The organism is Pseudonocardia sp. KRD291 (assembly GCF_019263595.1).
Taxonomy (GTDB): domain Bacteria; phylum Actinomycetota; class Actinomycetes; order Mycobacteriales; family Pseudonocardiaceae; genus Pseudonocardia.
Genome location: NZ_JADQDD010000096.1, coordinates 1 through 19,833, shown reverse-complemented (window position 1 = coordinate 19,833; position 19,833 = coordinate 1). Strand labels below are relative to the sequence as shown.

Annotated in this window: 16 protein-coding genes; 7 read left to right on the top strand and 9 right to left on the bottom strand. The window is 72.9% G+C overall.

The features are described 5' to 3' along the window. Together I4I78_RS15370 and I4I78_RS15365 are read left to right on the top strand one after the other, a co-directional pair. Positions 1-622: hypothetical protein (locus tag I4I78_RS15370; RefSeq protein ID WP_218612005.1), on the top strand; the 622-nt coding region annotated here is incomplete at its 5' end. Between the two features lie 300 nt (positions 623-922). Continuing rightward, positions 923-4,990, top strand: a complete 4,068-nt coding sequence (locus tag I4I78_RS15365) for a Pls/PosA family non-ribosomal peptide synthetase (RefSeq protein WP_218612004.1) — start codon at positions 923-925, stop codon at positions 4,988-4,990. Positions 4,991-5,072: 82 nt separating this feature from the next. Here the strand turns inward: I4I78_RS15365 and I4I78_RS15360 are convergent, their stop codons facing one another. Together I4I78_RS15360 and I4I78_RS15355 are read right to left on the bottom strand one after the other, a co-directional pair. Then, on the bottom strand, positions 5,073-6,344 hold the full coding sequence (locus I4I78_RS15360; protein ID WP_218612003.1) for a DUF4032 domain-containing protein: 1,272 nt from the start codon (positions 6,342-6,344) through the stop codon (positions 5,073-5,075). Beyond that, positions 6,341-7,393, bottom strand: a complete 1,053-nt coding sequence (locus I4I78_RS15355) for a LacI family DNA-binding transcriptional regulator (RefSeq protein ID WP_218612002.1) — start codon at positions 7,391-7,393, stop codon at positions 6,341-6,343. Before I4I78_RS15355 ends, I4I78_RS15360 begins: the two co-directional genes overlap by 4 nt. 216 nt (positions 7,394-7,609) lie before the next feature. Here I4I78_RS15355 and I4I78_RS15350 point away from each other — a divergent pair, with 216 nt between their 5' ends. From I4I78_RS15350 to I4I78_RS15335, 4 genes are all read left to right on the top strand, one after another. Continuing rightward, complete coding sequence (locus I4I78_RS15350; RefSeq protein ID WP_218612001.1) at positions 7,610-8,911, top strand: extracellular solute-binding protein; 1,302 nt, start codon at positions 7,610-7,612, stop codon at positions 8,909-8,911. After that, positions 8,908-9,867, top strand: coding sequence for a carbohydrate ABC transporter permease (locus tag I4I78_RS15345; RefSeq protein ID WP_218612000.1), 960 nt, complete (start codon positions 8,908-8,910; stop codon positions 9,865-9,867). The genes I4I78_RS15350 and I4I78_RS15345 overlap by 4 nt, the downstream gene beginning before the upstream one ends. Then, the gene (locus I4I78_RS15340; protein ID WP_218611999.1) at positions 9,867-10,700 is read left to right on the top strand and encodes a carbohydrate ABC transporter permease; all 834 of its coding nucleotides are present in this window, start codon (positions 9,867-9,869) and stop codon (positions 10,698-10,700) included. The genes I4I78_RS15345 and I4I78_RS15340 overlap by 1 nt, the downstream gene beginning before the upstream one ends. Before the next feature lie 69 nt (positions 10,701-10,769). Further along, positions 10,770-12,047, top strand: coding sequence for an ABC transporter ATP-binding protein (locus I4I78_RS15335; RefSeq protein WP_218611998.1), 1,278 nt, complete (start codon positions 10,770-10,772; stop codon positions 12,045-12,047). Positions 12,048-12,062: 15 nt separating this feature from the next. Here I4I78_RS15335 and I4I78_RS15330 read toward each other — a convergent pair whose 3' ends face one another. The 3 genes from I4I78_RS15330 to I4I78_RS15320 form a co-directional block, all read right to left on the bottom strand. Then, on the bottom strand, positions 12,063-13,514 hold the full coding sequence (locus I4I78_RS15330) for an SDR family oxidoreductase (RefSeq protein WP_218611997.1): 1,452 nt from the start codon (positions 13,512-13,514) through the stop codon (positions 12,063-12,065). A 235-nt stretch (positions 13,515-13,749) separates the two neighbouring features. Beyond that, positions 13,750-14,058, bottom strand: a complete 309-nt coding sequence (locus I4I78_RS15325) for an AzlD domain-containing protein (protein ID WP_218611996.1) — start codon at positions 14,056-14,058, stop codon at positions 13,750-13,752. Continuing rightward, the gene (locus I4I78_RS15320; RefSeq protein ID WP_218611995.1) at positions 14,055-14,789 is read right to left on the bottom strand and encodes an AzlC family ABC transporter permease; all 735 of its coding nucleotides are present in this window, start codon (positions 14,787-14,789) and stop codon (positions 14,055-14,057) included. The genes I4I78_RS15325 and I4I78_RS15320 overlap by 4 nt, the downstream gene beginning before the upstream one ends. Before the next feature lie 54 nt (positions 14,790-14,843). Between I4I78_RS15320 and I4I78_RS15315 the strand changes: the two genes are divergently transcribed. After that, positions 14,844-15,401 (top strand): helix-turn-helix domain-containing protein, encoded by a 558-nt coding sequence (locus I4I78_RS15315; protein WP_218611994.1) that lies wholly within the window; start codon positions 14,844-14,846, stop codon positions 15,399-15,401. On the opposite strand, the gene I4I78_RS33850 is transcribed toward I4I78_RS15315, so the two are convergent. From I4I78_RS33850 to I4I78_RS15295, 4 genes are all read right to left on the bottom strand, one after another. Then, positions 15,402-16,898, bottom strand: coding sequence for a glycoside hydrolase family 16 protein (locus tag I4I78_RS33850; RefSeq protein ID WP_218611993.1), 1,497 nt, complete (start codon positions 16,896-16,898; stop codon positions 15,402-15,404). It lies immediately after the preceding gene. Between the two features lie 282 nt (positions 16,899-17,180). Further along, entirely contained in the window at positions 17,181-18,143 is a 963-nt protein-coding gene (gene pdxS, locus I4I78_RS15305; protein WP_374225875.1) for a pyridoxal 5'-phosphate synthase lyase subunit PdxS, read from the bottom strand. A 12-nt stretch (positions 18,144-18,155) separates the two neighbouring features. After that, positions 18,156-18,746, bottom strand: a complete 591-nt coding sequence (locus I4I78_RS15300) for an NUDIX hydrolase (protein ID WP_218611992.1) — start codon at positions 18,744-18,746, stop codon at positions 18,156-18,158. 52 nt (positions 18,747-18,798) lie between these two features. Beyond that, positions 18,799-19,833 (bottom strand): glycosyltransferase family 4 protein (locus I4I78_RS15295; protein WP_218611991.1); only part of this gene is annotated, 1,035 nt, incomplete at its 5' end.

Below are 19,833 nucleotides of genomic sequence, written 5' to 3'. Positions count from 1 at the left end.
TGACGACACCGCGGCGATGGCCGCGCTCCTGCGCGGCTCGCCGTGGGGCTTCGACGTACTGACCGCGGGCCCCGAGGGTGAGCTCGGCGTCCGCGAGGCACTGGCACTGCCCGGCGTCGTCCTCTACGCGCAGCCCGGCGGCTCCGGCGACGACGAGACCGCGTTCCGGCGGCAGCGGCGGAACAAGGGCGCGATCCGCCGGTTCGTCGCCGCAGGCGGTCGCTACCTCGGCATCTGCATGGGCGGCTACCTCGCCGAGCCCGGGTTCTTCAACCTGTTCCCCGGACGGGTGGACGAGTACTTCTCCTCGAAGGGCGCCCTCGTCCGCACCGACGAGCCGGCGCTGGTGGACGTGCTCTGGCGCGGCGAGCCGCGCGAGATGTACTTCCAGGACGGCGGCTTCGTCGTCCCGCACCGGCGCGCGGTACCGGACATGACCGTCCTCGCCCGATACCGGAACGGCCCGATCGCGGCTGCCGTGGCACCTTTCGGCGACGGAAAGGTCGCGGTGTGCGGACCGCACCCGGAGGCGCCCGCTCAGTGGTACCGGAATGCGCATCTCCGGTTCCCGGAACCGACCGCGGACCTCGGGACGGATCTGCTCGAATCCCTCATGGGCTGATCACCGAGGTGCCTTCGGCGATCGGGCGGGCTGCACCGGATCATGCTGTTGCGCAGCGCAATCGAATCCGTGAAGCCGGGCTGGTGAATCCCGTTGTTCGTCGCCGGACGGGCAATGGTTCACCCCTCGAGCGGTGAGGAGGCCCACCTGGGGGTTGACGAATGCGTGGCCCGCACAACGGGGTAACAGCGAACCATGTCCGACGTAGTGCGCACGGGTTCCACGGGTGAGCGGGTCATCACTCGTGACGATATCGGGACCGCTTCCCACGGCCCGGCCGCCGACATCGACCGGACCCGTGTGCTGACCGCCGGCACCGGTCCCGAACCGCCCCGCACGCGACCCGGGGAACGGCTGGTCCACCTGTTCGAGCAGGTGTGCGACGCCCGTCCCGACTCGGTCGCCGTCGACACCGGCGAGCAGCAGCTGACCTACGCCGAGCTGGACGCCTGGGCCAACCGCCTCGGGCGGCACCTGCTCGACCGCGGCGCGCGACCGGGCGACCGGATCGCCCTGCTGTTCGACCAGGCGATCGGCTCCTACGTCGGGATGCTGGCCGTGCTGAAGATCGACGCCGCGTTCGTCCCGGTCGACGTAGGCTTCCCGCCGGACCGGATCGACTACATCCTCTCCGACTCCGCGGCGACGATGCTGCTGACGTCGGGCTCGGCCCTGGGCCAGGTCGACGGCCTGGCCGAGGCCACCCGGGCGCGTGGCGTCACCGTCGTGTGCACCTGGGAGGAGGTCGACCGGATCCTGCGCCAGGACGCGGACCGGATCTCCCCCGCGGAGCGGGAGGACCCCGCCGACGAGCTCGCCTACATCATCTACACCTCGGGCTCGACCGGGCGCCCCAAGGGTGTGGCCGTCGAGCACCCGAGCATCTGCAACTTCGTGCGGGTGGCGGCGGAGGTCTACGGCATCACCGGCGACGACCGGATGTACCAGGGGCTCACGATCGCCTTCGACTTCTCGGTCGAGGAGATCTGGGTGCCGTGGATGGCGGGCGCGACGCTGGTGCCGAAGCCGGCCGGGGTCACCCTGCTCGGCCCCGACCTGCACGAGTTCCTGACCGGCCGTGGCGTCACCGCGATGTGCTGCGTGCCGACCCTGCTGGCCACGCTCGACGACGACGTGCCGGACCTGCGGTTCCTGCTGGTCTCCGGCGAGGCCTGCCCGCAGAACCTGGTGCAGCGCTGGTACCGCGAGGACCGGCGGTTCCTCAACGTCTACGGCCCGACCGAGGCCACGGTCACCGCGACCTGGACCGAGCTGCACCCGGACCGGGCGGTCACGATCGGGACGCCGCTCCCGACCTACATGATCGTCGTCCTGGACCCGGAGAACCCGGACCGGGCGCTGCCGCACGGCGAGACCGGCGAGATCGGCATCGCCGGCGTGGGGCTGGCGCGGGAGTACCTGGGCCGCGAGGACAAGACGCGCGAGTCGTTCGTCCCGGACTTCCTGGGGCTGCCGGCCAACCCCTCCGGGCGGATCTACCGCACCGGCGACCTCGGCCGCGTCGACGAGGCCGGGGAGATCGAGTACCAGGGCCGGATCGATCTGCAGGTCAAGATCCGCGGCTACCGGATCGAGATCGGCGAGATCGAGTCGGTGCTGCTCGCCGTGGACGGCGTCGCCCAGGCCGTCGTCGACACGTTCGAGCCGGTGCCCGGCACGACCGAGCTCGTCGGCTACTACAGCGCGCGCGGCGACCGGCAGGCGCCGGATGCCCGGACCGTGCAGGCTCACCTGCGCGACCGGCTGCCCGCCTACATGGTCCCGACCTACCTCGAGCCGCTCGAGACGATCCCGATGACCACCAGCGACAAGGCCGACCGCAAGAACCTGCCGGTCCCGACCGGTGGCCGGCTGGCCTCCGGCGGGCCGCACGTCGAGGCGGAGGGCGACGTCGAGCGCGGCCTGGCCGAGATCCTGGCCGGCACCCTCGGCGTCGAGGCGGTGTCGGTCACCGGGCACTTCTTCGACGAGCTCGGAGCGACGTCGCTGCTGATGGCCCGCTTCGCGGCGCAGGTCCGGGGGCGCCCGGACCTGCCGACGGTGTCCGCGCGCGACGTCTACCGGCACCCGAGCGTCCGCGACCTCGCCGCGAACCTGGGCGAGGCCACCGGCGCCCCGTCGGTCACCGACCGGCCGGTCCCGCAATCCTCCTCACTCGGCTACGTCCTCACCGGTACCGCCCAGGCGGTGCTGCTGGCCGCGTTCGCCCTGCTGGGCGCGATCGTCGCGAGCCAGGGCTACCGGTGGGCGGCGGCCGGAGCGGGCTGGGTCGCCGTCGGCGGGCGTGCGGCACTGGCCGGCGTGGCCGTCTTCGCAGCACTGTGCGTGCTGCCGGTGCTGGCCAAGTGGCTGCTCCTGGGCCGCTGGAAGGAGGCTCAGTTCCCGGTATGGAGCGCTCGCTACCTGCGGTTCTGGGTGGTCACGACCCTGCTGCGGATGAGCCCGATGACGTTGTTCGCCGGGTCGCCGCTCTACAACCTGCATCTGCGCGCGCTCGGGGCGAGGGTCGGGCGCGGCGCCGTCGTGCTGACCCGCGACACCCCGGTGGTCACCGACCTGCTGCGGATCGGCGAGCGCACCCTCGTGCACCCGGAGGTCGCGATGCGCGGCTACCGGGTCGTGGGCGGGCGGGTCGAGACCGGCCCGGTCGAGCTCGGTGACGACTGCTGGGTCGGCGAGGGCAGCGTCCTCGACGTCCGCACCGCGATGGGGGACGGCGCGCAGCTCGGGCACAGCTCGGCGCTGCACCCGGGACGCTCCCTGCCGGCCGGGACGTCCTGGCACGGCTCCCCCGCCGAGCGGACGACGACCGAGCACCGGACGGTGCCCCCGTCGGGGTCGGGCCGGCTGCGGGCGACCGCCTACAGCGCGGCGCTGCTCACGGCCGCCGCGGGCACCGTCGCCGTGGCCCTGGCCGCGGTCGTGCTCGTCTACCGCGAGGTCGGCCCGCTGGTCGCCGGCCGTCTCGGCCTGACCGCGGGCACCGCACCGGACGCGACGTCCTACGCCCTCGGCGCCGCCGCCGTGGTGGGCCTCTACGTCGCCGTCACCGTCCTGGCGCTGCTCGCGGTGATGGCACTGCCGCGCCTGGCCGCGGTCCTGATCACGCCGGGGCGGGCATACCCGCTGCACGGCGTACACCACCTCGTGCAGCAGCTGCAGACCCTGCTGAGCAACTCCCGGTTCCTGGTACTGCTGCTGGGCGACAGCTCGTTCATCACCGGGTACCTGCGCGGGATGGGCTACGACCTCACGCAGCTGCGCCAGACCGGCTCCAACTTCGGCACCCAGCTGCGCCAGGACGCGCCCGGCCTGACGACGGTCGGCTCCGGCACGATGGTCTCCGACGGCCTGCGGGTGATGAACGTCGACTACTCCCACGACGCGTTCACCGCGCGTCCGGTCGCCCTCGGCGAGAACAACTTCGTCGGCAACGACGTGCACTTCCCGGCCGGGGCGCGCACCGGGGACAACGTCCTGCTGGCGACGAAGGCCATGATCCCGATGGACGGGCCGGTCCGGCAGGACACCGGACTGCTCGGTTCGCCTCCGATGGAGATCTCGCGGACCAGCACGGGGCGCGAGAGCGACGACGCGCCGTTCCCCGAGGGGGACGAGCTGGCCGGCAGGCTGCGCGCCAAGAACCGGTACAACGCGGGCACGGTCGCGGTGGTCCTGTTCCTGCGTGCCCTCGGGCTGGCGCTCGCCCTGCTCCCGTCGGCCGCCGCGGCGGCCCTGTGGCCGACCCTCGGGGTCGTCGCACTGGCCGGCGCCCTGATCCTCGGGTCGGTCCTGCTGGTCGTGTGGTCGGCACTGCTGGAACGGGCCGTCCTCGGCTTCCGGTCGTTGTCACCGCGCTACTGCACGATCTACGACCGCTACTTCTGGCACCACGAGCGGCTCTGGAAGTTCTACGTCCGCGCACCGCTGCCGGGCACCCCGTTCGCCAACATCGCGAACCGGATCGCCGGCCTGCAGATCGGCCGCCGGGGCTTCGACGACGGCGCGGGCCTGCCGGAGAAGTCGCTGGTCACGATCGGCGACGACGTGACGCTGAACGCGCTGAGCGTGATCCAGTGCCACTCGCTCGAGGACGGGTACTTCCAGTCCGACCGGGTGCACGTCGGCGACGGCGCCACCCTCGGCGTCCGGGCGTTCGCGCACTACGGCACGAGCATCGGCGACGGTGCCCGGCTGGCCGCCGACTCGTTCCTGCTCAAGGGCGAGCAGGTCGGCCCGCACGAGTCGTGGGGCGGCAACCCGGCCGTGCTCGACGGCGCCGACGCCACACCCGCCGGCGACGTCACCGAGACCACGCCGGAGCCCGGGGCCGTCCCGGCCGGGTAGCGCGGCGCTCAGCTCGTGGTCGGCCCGGCCGGACCAGCAGCGGCAGGTGGGGGCCGGCCCGTCCCGACAGGGGCGGCCCGGCTCAGCCCGGGTCGTCGTCGGCGGGGATCCGGAACTGCCCGGTGGAGGCGTCGGCGACCGCCATCTTCGCCGCCGAGTCGGTGGGCGCGGACCCGCCCAGGGCCGCCAGCGCGACCGCGTCCCCGACGTCGGCGCAGGCCCGTTCGCTGAGGATCCACCGCACCTCGAGCAGGTCGCAGTAGGCCTGCACGGCCGTCCCGACGCGCCCCAGCGCGGCGTGCGCGCGTTCCATCCCGGGACGCAGCACGTCCTCGAGCCAGCTCGTCGCCGCCGCCCGCTCGCCGACCGCGGAGCCGGAGCGCCTCGCCATCCACTCCCGGTGCGCCCGCACGTCACCGAGCAGGATGGTCGCCTGCCCCTCGCCGACGTCGAGGCCGGTGAGCTCGCGCAGGCGCCCCGAGTGGAAGCTGCGGTCCCCCACCGCCACGCTGAGCCGCAGCTGCCCCGCCTCGCCCGCGACAGGGGCCAGGGTCAGCTCCTCGACCGCGAACCCGAGGTCGTTCAGCTCGCGGATCTTGCTCTCCACCCGGTACCGGTCGCCGAACGCGAACGTCGGCGCCGTGTGCAGCGCGTCCCACAGCGCCCGGTAGCGGTCCGGGATGCCGCGGGCCTCCTCGATCAGCTGCGGGACGATCTCCGGCGGCCGCTCCAGGCGCTCCGCGAGGTCGATCATGCCGCCGGCCACGTTCTCCACCAGGATGTCGAGGTCGTGCTCGCGCTGCCCGTCCGAGAGCGACGGGTGCACCTCGCTGGTCTCGGCGTCGACGAGGTAGGCCTGCAGCGTCTGCCCGTCCCGCATGAACAGCGTGTTCGCCAGCGAGCAGTCGCCCCAGAACACGCCGTGCCGGTGCAGCTCGACGAGCAGCCCGGCCATCGCGTCGAACAGCCGTGCCCGGTGCCGGGGCCGGTTCGGCGGCAGCCGCATGAACAGCCGCCGGTACTGCCAAGAGCCCTCCAGGTAGCGCGTGAGCAGGATCGACGTGTCGTGCTCGGGCTGGTGCACCACCCCGGCCGGGCGCACCGCGGGCAGGCCGTCGTCCTCGAGGCGCCGCAGCACCGCGTACTCGCGCCGCGCGATCCGCTCCGGGAGGTCCTTGAGGGCCCACAGGCAGCCGTCGGTCTCGACGAAGCGCACCAGATGCCGGCTCGGGCCGACCGGGACGTCGCGCAACGGGACGTCGGTGACGTCCCAGTCCGCGAGCGGGCGTTCCCACGGCAACGCCAGCAGGCCCGGCGACGGGACCCGCAGCGTCAGCTCCGGCGCCGCGCTCACACGTCCGCCCGGCGGGTCGCGCCGCGCCGTGACCGGCGCGGCGGAGCGGTGCTCCCCCGGATCACCAGACGGGTCGGGACCAGGACCACCCGCTCGACCGCCTCCCCCCGCAGCCCCGACACGACCATCCGCCCGGCGATCTCCCCCTGCTCGTGGACCGGCTGCCCGACCGTGGACAGGTCGGTCAGCGCGGCCAGCGGATGGTCGTCGACGCCGATCACCGAGACGTCCTCGGGCACCCGCAGGCCGGCCCGGCGCACGGTGCGCACGGCGCCGAGGGCCAGCTCGTCGGAGTGCGCGAACACCGCCGTCGGCGGGGACGTCGCGCCGAGCAGGGCGCCCATCGCCTCCGCCCCCTGGTCCACTCCCTGCTCCGCTCCCCGGTCCACGGTGACGACCAGCGTCGCGTCCGCCGCGATGCCGGCGTCGGCCAGCGCGGCGTGGTAGGCCGACGACCGTCCCGCCGGGTGCGCGGGGTCCGCACCGGGGTCGTGCACGGCGATCATCGCGATCCGCCGGTGCCCGAGATGGACCAGGTGGTCGACGGCCTGGCGTCCGGCGGCGTGGTCGTCGATCCGCACCGAGGGGTAGGACGCGCTCTGCTCGCCTGCGACCACGATGTCCACCCCGATCCGCTCCAGCCTGCGCCGCTCGTCGTCGCCGACGGCGAAGCCCAGGACCACCACGGCGTCGACCTTGCGACGGGCCGGAAGCTCGTCGAAGAACGCCTGCCGCTCCGCGGCCTCGCCCACCCGGTAGAGCAGCAGGTCCAGCCCGGCCTCGCGCAGGACCGACTCCAGCCCCTCCAGCATCGCACCGAAGAACCAGCGCGACAGGTGCGGCACGACGACCGCGACCCGGCCGGTACTGCCGCCGGCCAGCCGCGAGGCCTCCGGCGACACCACGTACTCCAGGTCGGTCGCGACCCGCCAGACCCGCGCGCGGGTGGCCGCCGCGACGTGCGGGTGGTCGCTCAGCGCGCGGGACGCGGTGGCCGGTGAGACCCCGGCGATCCGCGCGACGTCGGCCAGGTTGACCGCGGTGGGCACGGGCGGCAGCATACCGCGGATTCCTGGAAGCGTTTGCGGATCTTCCGCTGGATACGACGGCGTCGAGAGCCGATCTTCCATCCGGAGCGCCCCCGAAAACGGCGGGGAGCGAAGGCTTCTGTGAGCCTTGACACCCGTCCCCCATCCGGGTCAGAGTGCTCGCCTGAAAGCGCTTCCACGCAATGGTGAGGCCGCGACAGTTCGGAAGTGATCGTCATGCGTCGCCCCAGACGGAGAAGCCGCGCCCTGGCCGCAGGCGTGGTCGCGGCCGCGATGGTCGGGCTCGCCGGGTGCGGCGCCGGCCCGACCGGCCCGCCGACCCTGAACTGGTACATCAACCCCGACGACGGCGGCCAGGCGGAGATCGCCGCGCGCTGCACGGCGGCGTCCGGTGGCGCGTACCAGATCGAGGTCTCGACACTGCCGAACGACGCCGCCGAGCAGCGCCAGCAGCTCGTCCGTCGGCTCGCCGCGAACGACTCGTCGATCGACATCATGAGCATCGACCCGCCCTACATCCCGGAGTTCGCCGAGGCCGGCTTCCTCGCCCCGATACCCGAGGACGTGGCGAGGCGCAGCACCGCCGGCGTCGTGAACTCGGCCATCGAGGGCTCCACGTGGCGAGGGCGTCTGGTGACGGTGCCGTTCTGGGCGAACACCCAGCTGTTCTGGTACCGCAAGTCGATGATCGCCGGCTCCGGGCTGGACCCGACCAGGCCGGTCACCTGGGACCAGCTGGTCGCCGCCGCGCAGCGCAAGGGCTCTCAGCTCGCCGCGCAGGGCGACCGGGGCGAGTCGCTGACGGTGTGGCTCAACGCCCTGATCGAGTCGGGCGGCGGCAAGATCGTCACCAACCCTTCCCCGGACGACCCGAAGGCGGTCGGGCTGGGCCTGGACTCGCCCGCCGCACGCAAGTCGGCCGAGATCATGAAGGCCGTCTCCGGCGTCGCCGGCCCCGGGTTCTCCACCGCGGACGAGGAGGTGAACGCCAACGCCTACCAGGACGGCAGCGCGATGTTCACCGTGCTGTGGCCCTCGTCGCTGTGGGGCAAGGTGAAGAGCGCGGTCGAGGAGGGCTCGGCACCGGCCTCGCTGCTCGCCGACACCGGCTGGGGCGAGTACCCGCGCACCGACGCGGCCCGGCCGAGCGCACCGCCCTACGGCGGGATCAACCTCGGCGTCGGCCGGTTCAGCCCGAACCCCGACCTGGCCTACCGCGCCACGGAGTGCATCACCTCGCCCGCCAACCAGGCCTACTACTTCGTCGCGAACGGCAACCCCGCGGTCAAGGAGTCGGTCTACTCCGACCCGGAGGTGCTCAAGGAGTTCCCGATGGCTCCGGTGATCAGGCAGTCGCTGGACCAGGCCGCGCCGCGACCGCAGACCGCCTACTACGCCGAGATCTCGGAGAGCCTCCAACGCAACTACCACCCGACGGCGGCCATCGACCCGTCGACGGTGGGGCCTGCGACCGCCGCTCTGATCAGGGCCGTGCTGGCGAAGGAGAAGCTCCTGTGAGTACCACGACCACACGGACCGAGGAGACCACGGAACCGGTCCGCCCCAGCGGCGGGACGAGCGACCGGGCCCGGGCCGAGCAGCGGCTGGGGTGGCTCCTGGCCGGACCCGCGTTCGTGGTGATGCTGCTGGTCACCGCGTACCCGATCCTGCAGGCCGCCTACTACTCACTGTTCGACTACCGGCTCACCGACCCGGACAAGCGCTCGTTCGTCGGCCTGAACAACTACCTGGTGATCCTCACCGACTCCGTGTGGTGGACCTCGTTCGGCGTCACGGTGTTCATCACCGTGGTGACCGTCGCGGTGGAGCTGGTGCTCGGCTTCGCGCTGGCCCTGGTGATGATCAAGGCGTTGAAGGCGATCCGCCCGGTGCTGCGTGCGGTCATCCTGATCCCGTACGCGGTGATCACCGTGGTCGCCGCGTTCGCCTGGCAGTACGCGTTCTCGCTGGACTCGGGCTTCGTCAACTCCTGGTTCGACTGGCTGCCGGGCGTCAGCGCGGACACCGACTGGTTCGGCGGCACGTTCTCCTCGCTGTTCGTGATCTGCCTGGCCGAGATCTGGAAGACCACGCCGTTCATCTCGCTGCTGCTGCTCGCGGGCCTGGCCCAGGTGCCCGAGGTGCTGCAGGAGGCGGCCAAGGTCGACGGCGCCAGCTGGTGGCAGCGGATGAGCAGGGTGACCATCCCGAACATGAAGGCCGCGATCATGGTCGCGGTGCTGTTCCGGACCCTGGACGCGTTCCGGGTGTTCGACAGCGTGTTCGTGATGACCGCTGGGGCGAACAGCACCGAGACCGTCTCGTTCCTGGCCTACCGCCAGACGATCTCGCGACTCGAGATCGGGCTCGGGTCGGCGGTGTCGGTGATGCTGTTCGTCTCGGTGGTGCTGATCTGCGTGCTGTTCATCAAGGGCTTCAAGGTGGACCTGTCGGCCCAACGAGGGGAGAACTGATGTCCACCCGCGAGAAGGTGCTGTGGGTCGTCGCCGGCATCGTGATCGTGGTCTACGCGCTGCTCCCGGTCGGGTGGATCGTGTCGCTGTCGCTCAAGTCGTCGTCCGACATCGCGAACGGGCAGTTCCTGCCCACCGAGGTGTCGTGGGAGAACTACTCGCAGATCCTGGTCGGCGACGCGGCGGAGCTGTTCCTGCCTGCGCTGCGCAACTCGTTCGGGATCGTGCTGATCGCGACGTTCATCTCGTGTGTCCTGTCCATGTTCTGCGCCTACGCGATCGCGCGGCTGGACTTCCGGGGCAAGAAGCTGATCCTGTCCTCCGCGCTCGCGGTGGCGATCTTCCCGGTGATCTCGATCGTGACGCCGCTGTTCAACCTGTGGCGCCAGATCGGGCTCTACGACACCTGGCCCGGGCTGATCATCCCCTACCTGTCGCTGACCCTGCCGATCTCGATCTGGACGCTGTCCGCGTTCTTCCGCGAGATCCCGTGGGAGATGGAGCAGGCCGCGCAGGTCGACGGCGCGACCACCTGGCAGGCGTTCCGCAAGGTGATCGTCCCGCTGGCCGCGCCGGGGGTGTTCACCACGGCGATCATCGCGTTCTTCATCGCCTGGAACGACTTCGCCTACGGCATCTCGCTGACCTCCACCGGGGCCGCGCGACCCGTCCCGGCGGCGCTGGGCCTGTTCTCCGGGGCGTCGCAGTTCGAGTCGCCGAACGGCCCGATCGCGGCCGCCGCGGTGATCGTCACGATCCCGGTCGTGGTCCTGGTGCTGCTGTTCCAGCGACGCATCGTGGCCGGTCTGACCAACGGCGCCGTCAAGGGCTGACCGCGCGGAGCCTGCGAAGCGCGCATCGGCACAGCCCTCACATCTGATCTTCGAGGAGGACGACCAGTCATGGCGTCGATCGACATGAAGAACATCGTCAAGAAGTACGGCGACGGCTTCCCCGCCGTGAACGACGTCAGCATGGACATCGCCGACGGCGAGTTCATGATCCTGGTCGGGCCGTCCGGCTGCGGGAAGTCCACGCTGCTGCGCATGATCGTCGGCCTGGAGGACATCACCTCCGGTGACATGATGATCGGCGGGAAGAAGGTCAACGACAAGGCCCCGCGCGACCGGAACCTGTCGATGGTCTTCCAGAACTACGCGCTCTACCCGCACCTGTCGGTGTTCGAGAACATCGCGTTCCCGCTGCGCCTGCAGAAGGCCCCGGAGGACGAGGTCAAGCGCAAGGTCGACGAGGCCGCGGACGTCCTCGAGCTGCACGAGCACCTGCAGCGCAAGCCCGCGAACCTGTCCGGCGGCCAGCGTCAGCGGGTCGCGATGGGACGCGCCATCGTGCGCTCCGCGGACGCGTTCCTGTTCGACGAGCCGCTGTCCAACCTCGACGCCAAGCTGCGCGGGCAGATGCGCACCGAGATCGCACGGCTGCAGCGCCGCCTGGGCATCACCACTGTCTACGTCACCCACGACCAGACCGAGGCAATGACCCTGGGCGACCGCGTCTGCGTGCTGCGCAAGGGCGTCATCCAGCAGGTCGCGTCGCCGCGCGAGCTCTACGAGCAGCCGGTCAACCTGTTCGTGGCCGGGTTCATCGGCTCGCCGCCGATGAACTTCCTGCCCGCGACCCTGAACGGGAACGCGCTCGACACACCGTTCGGCCCGATCGACCTCGACGAGAAGCGGGCGAAGGCCGTCGGCGACCGAGACCTGGTGCTGGTCGGCATCCGCCCGGAGTACTTCGAGGACGCCTCCCTGGTCGAGGAGACCAAGAAGGGGGTCGGCTCGACGTTCACCGCGCGCGTCGACGTCACCGAGTGGCTGGGCGACTCGCAGTACGCCTACATCCCCTACGAGGCCCCGGCCGAGGTCACCACGCAGCTCAAGGAGCTCTCCCGGGAGCTCGACTCGGACCAGCTGCGCACGCAGGCGATCGTGTCGATCGACTCGACCAGCCGCATCCGGGAGGGCCGCGAGTCGGAGTTCTGGCTCGACAGCCGCAAGGTCCACGTGTTCGACCCGGCCACCGGGGAGAACCTGACCCGCGACGCCGAGGCCGGCGCCGCGCTCACCCGTCTCGCCGCCGAGGAGCGCGCCGAGCAGGTGGAGCACGCCCGCAGCCGCTCGGTCGCGGCCACCGGCGAGCAGGACGTCGACGAGGCGGGCTGACGCGGGCGGGACGGTTCAGCGGGCCTTCTGGGCCCGGCGGTGGCGGGTGGTGGCCACCCCGGCGATCGTGCGGGCCATCACCGCGAACACGAACTGGTGGCCGGGGTACACGGCGTACCAGTAGGCGCGCCCCGCCATCCCCCGCGGGCGGAACGTGACGCGCTGGACGTAGCGGCTCGCCCGCCGTCCGGTGGGGTCGACGCGCAGCTCCAGACGGGCGGTGCCGGGCAGTGCGGCCTCGGCGCGCAGGCGTAGCCGGTGACCCTCCTCGACGTCCTCGATCCGCCAGAAGTCCAGGGCGGCGCCGGAGGTGAGCCGGGCCGGGCGGGTGCGCCGGTTCCCGGGTCCGCCGAGCAGGCCGTCGACCCAGCCGCGGACCGTCCAGACCCCGGGCACGGTGTACCAGCCGGTGTCGCCGCCGAGTCCGGCGATCACCGACCACACCGCGTCGGCCGGGGCGTCGACGTCGTGCACGTGCTCGGAGACCAGCTCGACGGCGCCGGACCCCGGCGCGTCGGACGGCCCGGGCCCGGCCGCGCCCTCGGCGTCCAGCGCGCGGCGCACGGCCCTCCGGTAGGGCGTCGGCCCGCCGGGGGGATCGCCGATGAGCGCGGACAGGTCCGCGAGGTCCTGCTCGTCGCAGACGAGCTCGTGCTTCATCGACTCCACGAGCGGCTCGGCCAGGCCGCGCTGCACCGGCGTCAGCGCGGCGACGGCGCGGGCGGTGAGCCGCGGGGCGGACAGCGGCACCGGGATCGGCAGCGGGCGGCGCAGACCGGCCTCGGCCGCGTACCCCGACATCAGCCGGTGGTAGGTGAGCGCCTCCGGACCGCCGATGTCGAAGCCGCGGTGCACCTCGGGCGCCAGCTCCAGGCAGCCGGCGATCGCGTGCAGCACGTCGCCGACGGCGACCGGCTGGATCCGGTTCCACATCCGGTCCGGCAGCGGCAGCACCAGCGGGCCGCCCATCGCCGTCTCGGTGAGGTGCCGGATCATCTCGAAGCTCGCCGACCCGGTCCCGACCACGATCCCGGCCCGCAGCACGACGGCCGGCACGGACCCGGCGAGGAGGATGTCGCCGACCTCGCGGCGCGAGCTCAGGTGACCGGACACGCCGTTCGTCTCCCCGGCCGGCTGCAGCCCGCCCAGGTAGACGATCCGGCGCACGCCGGCGGCCGCGGCCCCGTCGGCCAGTGCCTCGGCGGCGACCCGGTCGCGTTCGGCGTAGCCGGGGCCCTCCATCGCGTGCACCAGGTGCACGACGGCGTCCATCCCGTCGCAGGCCGAGGCCACGTCGTCGTGGTCGGTCGCGTCGCCCTGCTCGACCTCGACGGCGCGGGCCCAGTCCTGGCCGTCGAGCCGGGCCGGGTCGCGTACCAGGACCCGCACGGTGTGCCCGGCGTCGAGCAGGCGGGGCACCAGCCGGGATCCGATGTAGCCGGTCGCACCGACGACGAGGCAACGCATGGCGCCGATCCTCGCGTGCCCGGTCCGTCGCCGCGCGATGGCAGGGCCGGTTCGTGACCCGGGTCGCCGCCGCCGCGGCTGCCGTGATGAGCCGGACGCCCGTGGTGTCGCCGTTGAAGCCTCCCGAGGGAGGTGCCCCCCAGAAACTCGCTCGTGAACTCCGAGAGTTGGCGAGGGACTTTTCGAGAAGCACCCGCGGCGGGCGAGCGGGCCGGTCACGTCGTCGGTCGTCGGGTCACGCGACGCCGAGGAGACGCAGCCCCGCGGTCGTCCCGGCGGCGAGGACCACCACCAGCACGAACGGGACCTTCCGCCACACCGCCAGTGCCGCGACCGCGACCCCGGCCGGGCGGGCCCAGCCCGCGAACCGGTCGCCCTCGAACCAGGTCCCGGTCGCGGCGAGGGCGACCAGGAGGGCCACGGCGGCGAGCTCGACGACCCGGACCGTCCGCGGCGACAGCTCGAAGCGGTCGTGCAGCAGCAGCGGGGCGAGCCTCAGCAGGTAGGTGCCACCGGCCAGCACGAGCAGGGCGGTCCAGGTCATGATCCGCCTCCGGAGACCCGGGACCGGCTTCGCAGGACACGGCGGACACGGCGGCCGCGACCGGCCGCGCCGACTCCCAGCAGCCCGGCCAGCACGGGGACACCGGCCGGCGCGAACGGGGACGCGACCAGCGCCACGACCGCCGCGGCGCCGCCGACCCGGCGGGCGTCGACCCGGCGCAGCATCGGGACCAGCATCGCCAGCAGGGCCGCCGGGAACGCCGCGTCCAGCCCGAAGACCGACGGGTCGGGGATGCTCGCGCCGAGCAACAGGCCCAGGGCGGTGCCGGCCTGCCAGCAGGCGAACTTGATCGTCCCGAGCGTCCAGAACGCCCGGCGGGCGCGGGCCGGGTCCCCGGACCGGGCGAGCACGAACGCCGTCGACTCGTCGGTGACGACGTGCGCACCGAGGAAACGGGACGGGCCACGGCCGATCGTGCCGGCCAGCGCGAGCCCGAACGGGAGGTGACGCAGGTTCAGCACCAGACCGGCCACGACCGCGGCGACCAGCCCGCCTCCGGCCGCGAGGACGCCGGTGACCAGCAGCTGCGCTCCCCCGGCGAAGACCAGCACGGACATCGCCATCGTCGTCAGCGGCGTCAGCCCCGCGGCCGGCGCGAGCGCACCGAACGACACCCCGACGACGCCGACGGCGGCCGAGAGCGCCAGCGCGTCACGCAGGTCGGCGTCGAACCGGAACGCCGCCCGCCTCGTTCGATCTGCCGAACCCATGACCGGTACGATGAACGAGTACGCAACCGTTCGTCAAGCCGAACGAGGAGACCGATGCAACGAACGTCGCCGCTGCAGACGATCGCGGCCGCCATCCGGCGCGAACGGGCCCGGATGGGGATCTCGTCGGCCGAGCTGGCCCGCCGGGCCGGGATCGCGAAGTCGACGCTGTCCCAGCTCGAGGCGGGCACCGGGAACCCCAGCGTGGAGACGCTGTGGTCGATCGCGGTGGTCGCCGGCGTCCCGTTCAGCACGCTCGTCGACCCGCCGACGACCGGGGTCCGCGTGGTGCGCGCCGGTGAGGGCGTGGCGATCGGGTCCGAGAGCTCGCCGTTCACCAGCACGCTGCTCTCCGCCGGACCCGCCGGCGTCCGGCGGGACCTGCACCTGATCTCGTCCACGGCCGGCGAGCCGCGCACGGCCGACGCGCACAGCCCCGGTACGACCGAGCACATGCTCGTCTCGCAGGGCCGGTGGACGGCGGGGCCGGTCGGCGAGGAGGTCGAGCTCGACCCCGGCGACTACGTCACCTTCCCCGCCGACCGGCCCCACTCCTACCGGACGTCGACCGCCTCCGCGTCCGCGGTCCTGGTCATGGAGTACCCCTCCTGATCAGGCACCGCTCGGGCCGCGCCGACCCGCTCCGGTCTGTCCCGGGTCCGGGGCGCCCTCGGTGCGCCGGGTGAGGTCGCCGAGACCGTCCAGCAGGCCCTCGCTCTTGTCCCCGCCCTGCTCGGTCTCCGGGATCGAGTACTGGCGCACCCAGTCGACCTGCATCTCCGAAGGCTTCACCTCGCCCTCCCCCTTGGGGAACCAGTCCAGCTGGATGCACAGGTGCATCGGGCCGGGCGGCAGGATCGAGGTGTCGGTGGTGGTCCACCACTCCTTGCCGTCGAGGTAGGTGGTGATGTGGTCCGGAGTCCACTCCACGGCCCAGTTGTGCCACTGCGTCGCGTCGACCTTGACCTCGCCCTGGACCTGGCTGTTGTCCTCGCCGTAGTGCAGGAACATCTCGGTCTTCTGGCGGGTGCTGTCGCTCATCTCCATGAAGTCGACCTCACCGCCGACCGGGAAGTCCTCGGCATCCGGCCAGAGCAGCAGCAGCGCGTTGTACGACGGGTCGGACGCGGGTGCCTTGACCCGGCCCTCCCAGCGGCCGTACTTCTGACCCGGGTTCCAGGCCAGGCCCGCGGTCGTGCCCTCGGCGTCGCCGTTGATCGTGAGCAGACCGTCCTTGGTCGACGCCGCCTCCGGGGACCGGCGGCCGTTGCCGGCGTGCCCCTCCCCGTCGTAGGCCGACCAGCCGGACAGATCCTTGTCGAACTCGTCGACCCGGTTCGGCTCACCCCACTTGTTCATCACACCGGCACTGGTCTCGGCGCCGGCCGGGCCCGCGGCCGCGCCGGGAGCCGGCGCGGCCGCGGTGTCGGCGGGGGCCGCGCAGTCGGCAGGGGCCGCCGGTGCGGGCTTCCCCGCCGCACCGGTGTCCCCGCCGGACGGCTCGCCCGCGGGCTTCTCGTCCGCGGGCTTCTCGTCCGCGGGCTTCTCGTCGGCGGGCTTCTCGTCGGCGGGCTTCTCGTCCGCCGGCTTCTCGTCGGTGGGCTCGTCGGCCGCGGCCTTCGGAGCCGCCGGGGCCGGGGCCGCGGCGACGGTGCCCTCGGACGACGAGTCGTCCCCCGAGCCCGCGTCGCCAGAACCCGAGTCGCCCGAGTCCCCGGCCTTGTCCTCGTCGCCCCCGCCGGAGTCGTCACCGGACTTCTGCTCACCGGAGGCGTCGTCGGCCGGCTTCTCCTCGTCCGGCTTCTCCTCGGCCGGCTTCTCGTCACCGGCGGCGTCATCGCCGGACTTCTGGTCCGCCGAGGTGCTGTCGTCCGGCTTCTCGTCCCCGGCGGGCTTCTCATCCCCGGCCGGCTCGTCCCCGGTCGGCCCGTCCCCGGCGGGCTTCTCGTCACCGCCGGTGGCGGGATCACCCGATCCGGATCCACCCGCGGTGCCGGGGCTGGTCGCCGGGCAGTCGGCGGGTGCCGCGGCCGTCCGGATCGGAACGTCCGCGACCGCGGCCGTCGGTGCGATCAGCATGACCGCGGCGACGACGCTCGCGATCGTCACAGAGCGTCTCATTCGGCTCCTCCGCCACTTTCGTCTCGTCGAACCCTGACGTCTCGTGCTTCCCGGGGGACGCTATGTGTCACACGGTCACCGCGTGCACCACTGTCACCACATCGAGTCGTTAAACCAACACCCGGGTGACGACGGAATGTGCACGAGAGGGAACGGGGACGCCCGTCCCACGACAACGCCCCGCCCGGTTGACCCGGACGGGGCGTTGCGTTTCGAGCGGAGCTTGCGTAGCGAGCGTCGTTACCGAGCTATCAGATGCGAGGCGAAGGCCTACCAGCCGCGGGTGGCGTAGCGCTGGTCCTCCGGGAGGTCGGCGATGTTGATACCGACCATGGCCTCGCCGAGGCCGCGGGAGACCTTGGCGATCATCTCCGGGTCGTCGTGGAACGTGGTGGCCTTGACGATCGCGGACGCGCGCTGTGCCGGGTCGCCGGACTTGAAGATGCCCGAACCCACGAACACGCCCTGCGCGCCGAGCTGCATCATCATGGCGGCGTCGGCGGGAGTGGCGATGCCGCCCGCGGTGAACAGCACCACCGGAAGCTGACCGGTGCGGGCGATCTCGGTGACCAGGTCGATCGGCGCCCGCAGCTCCTTCGCGGCGATGTAGAGCTCCGCGGTGTCCATGGTGGTCAGACGGCCGATCTCGGCGCGGATCGAGCGCATGTGCCGGGTGGCCTCGACGACGTTGCCGGTGCCGGCCTCGCCCTTGGAGCGGATCATCGCCGCGCCCTCGGAGATCCGGCGCAGCGCCTCGCCCAGATTCGTCGCACCGCACACGAACGGCACGGTGAACGCCCACTTGTCGATGTGGTGCGCCTCGTCGGCGGGGGTCAGGACCTCGGACTCGTCGATGTAGTCGACGCCGAGGGACTGGATGACCTGGGCCTCGACGAAGTGGCCGATCCGGGCCTTGGCCATCACCGGGATGGACACGGCGTCGACGATCCCGGCGATCATGTCCGGGTCGCTCATCCGGGCCACGCCGCCCTGGGCGCGGATGTCGGCCGGGACGCGCTCGAGCGCCATCACGGCGACGGCGCCGGCGTCCTCGGCGATCTTTGCCTGCTCGGCGGTGACGACGTCCATGATGACGCCGCCCTTGAGCATCTCGGCCATCCCGCGCTTGACCCGCGCGGTGCCGTGCTCGGGGCCCGCGAGAGACGCGCCGGCGGGACGCGCATCGGCACTGCGGGGGCTCGAGTTCTCGGGACGGGCCTGGTCAGACGACACGGACACCTCTGATCACCTCACTGACGGACGACTCGACGAGTCTACGTCAGCCCCGGGGGCGGCACCCCCGCCCGGTTCCGGGTCCACGATCTCGAAGTACACCGGTACCGGCGCCGTCCCGACGAGGTGCAGCCAGCGGACCAGGCGGCGCGAGCGCAGGCCGAGGGTGTCGCGCACCGCGTCGTTGTGCACCCGTCGGGCGAGGATCACGAGCTGCTGGGCATCGGCCAGCTCCGCGGACAGCGGACGGGACAGCCGGTTCGGGTCGACGCGGGCGAGTCTGCTGGTCAGAGCGTTCTCGGCGGCCTCGCGGGCCTGCCGGGCACCGGCCGGGTCGCGGCCGTCCGGGGCCGGGGCGCGGGTCGCGTCGGCGGTCGCGGCGGCCGCGCGGAGGCGCTCGGCGGACCTCTCGTCGAGCGCCGCGGCGACCCGGCGGGCGACCTCCACGCGGCGGGCCAGGGCTCCGCCGAGCCCGGCGCGAGCGGCGTCGACGCGCCGGTGCAGGCGGTCCAGGCGGCGCACCCGTGTCACGCACCACACGGTGAGAGCGGCCACCACCAGCACCGCGACCAGCGCCAGCGCGACGACGGCGACGGTGCTCACCGCCCCGCACCCGTCCGGACGGGAGCCGGGCCAGGGGCCGGGACCGGGGACCTCACGCCGCTCCCCCGGCGACCGGGCGCGGGTCGGCGGCGATCGCGGCCCGGTAGACCTGCAGCACCTCCGCGGCCACCACCGGCCAGTCGAACTCCGCGGCCCGCGCCCGGCCTGCGGTGACCAGGCGCGCACGCGCAGCGGGGTCGTCGAGCAGCGATCCCAGCGTCGCGGCGAGCGCGGCCGGGTCACCGGTCGGCACCACCACCCCGGCCTGCGGGTCGCTCCCGAGGACGGCGCGGAAGGCCTCCATGTCGCTGGCGACGACCGGTGTCCCGGCCGCCATCGCCTCCAGCAGCACCATGCCGAAGCTCTCGCCGCCGAGGTTCGGCGCGCAGTAGAGGTCCATCGCGCGCAGTGCCGCGGCCTTGGTCGTCTCGTCGACGGCGCCGAGCACGTCGATCCGGCCCGCCAGCTCCGGTCCGGCCTGGCGGCGCAGGGCCGCCTCGTCACCCCGGCCGACGACCAGCATCCGCAGGTCGGGGCGGGTCGCCGACAGCGAGCGGACCGCCTCGAGCAGCACCGGGAAGCCCTTGCGGGGCTCGTCGAACCGGCCGAGGAACCCGACGGTCGGCCCGGGCCGTCGTCCGGGCAGGTCCGGGCCGTGGGCGTAGCGGGCGACGTCGACGCCGTTGGGTACCTCGGTCGCGTCGCCGCCGAGGTGCTCGACCTGCACGCGGCGGGCCATCGCCGAGACCGCGATCCGGGCCGTCACCTTCTCCATCAGCGGGCGCAGCACCCCGCCGAACGCGATCAGGGCGCGGGAACGTTCGGTCGAGGTGTGGAACGTGGCCACGATCGGCCCCTGCGCGGCGAGCAGGGCCAGGACCGAGATGCTGAACGTGGTCGGCTCGTGCAGGTGCAGCACGTCGAGGTCGTGCTCGGCGAGCCAGCGCCGGACCCGCGCGTAGGTGACCGGCCCGAACGTCACCCGGGCCACCGACCCGTTGTAGGGCACGCCGAGCGCCCGGCCGGCGGAGGTGACGAAGTCCGGGACGACGGTGGCGTCCACGGCCGGGGCCAGCACCTCCACGTC

What these genes read in the sequence shown, in the direction of transcription:
- I4I78_RS15350 (WP_218612001.1), top strand. Translation starts at nt 7,610, where the DNA reads ATGCGTCGCCCCAGACGGAGAAGCCGCGCCCTGGCCGCAGGCGTGGTC.
- I4I78_RS15340 (WP_218611999.1), top strand. Translation starts at nt 9,867, where the DNA reads ATGTCCACCCGCGAGAAGGTGCTGTGGGTCGTCGCCGGCATCGTGATC.
- I4I78_RS15335 (WP_218611998.1), top strand. Translation starts at nt 10,770, where the DNA reads ATGGCGTCGATCGACATGAAGAACATCGTCAAGAAGTACGGCGACGGC.
- I4I78_RS15330 (WP_218611997.1), bottom strand. Translation starts at nt 13,514, where the DNA reads ATGCGTTGCCTCGTCGTCGGTGCGACCGGCTACATCGGATCCCGGCTG.
- I4I78_RS15325 (WP_218611996.1), bottom strand. Translation starts at nt 14,058, where the DNA reads ATGACCTGGACCGCCCTGCTCGTGCTGGCCGGTGGCACCTACCTGCTG.
- I4I78_RS15320 (WP_218611995.1), bottom strand. Translation starts at nt 14,789, where the DNA reads ATGGGTTCGGCAGATCGAACGAGGCGGGCGGCGTTCCGGTTCGACGCC.
- I4I78_RS15315 (WP_218611994.1), top strand. Translation starts at nt 14,844, where the DNA reads ATGCAACGAACGTCGCCGCTGCAGACGATCGCGGCCGCCATCCGGCGC.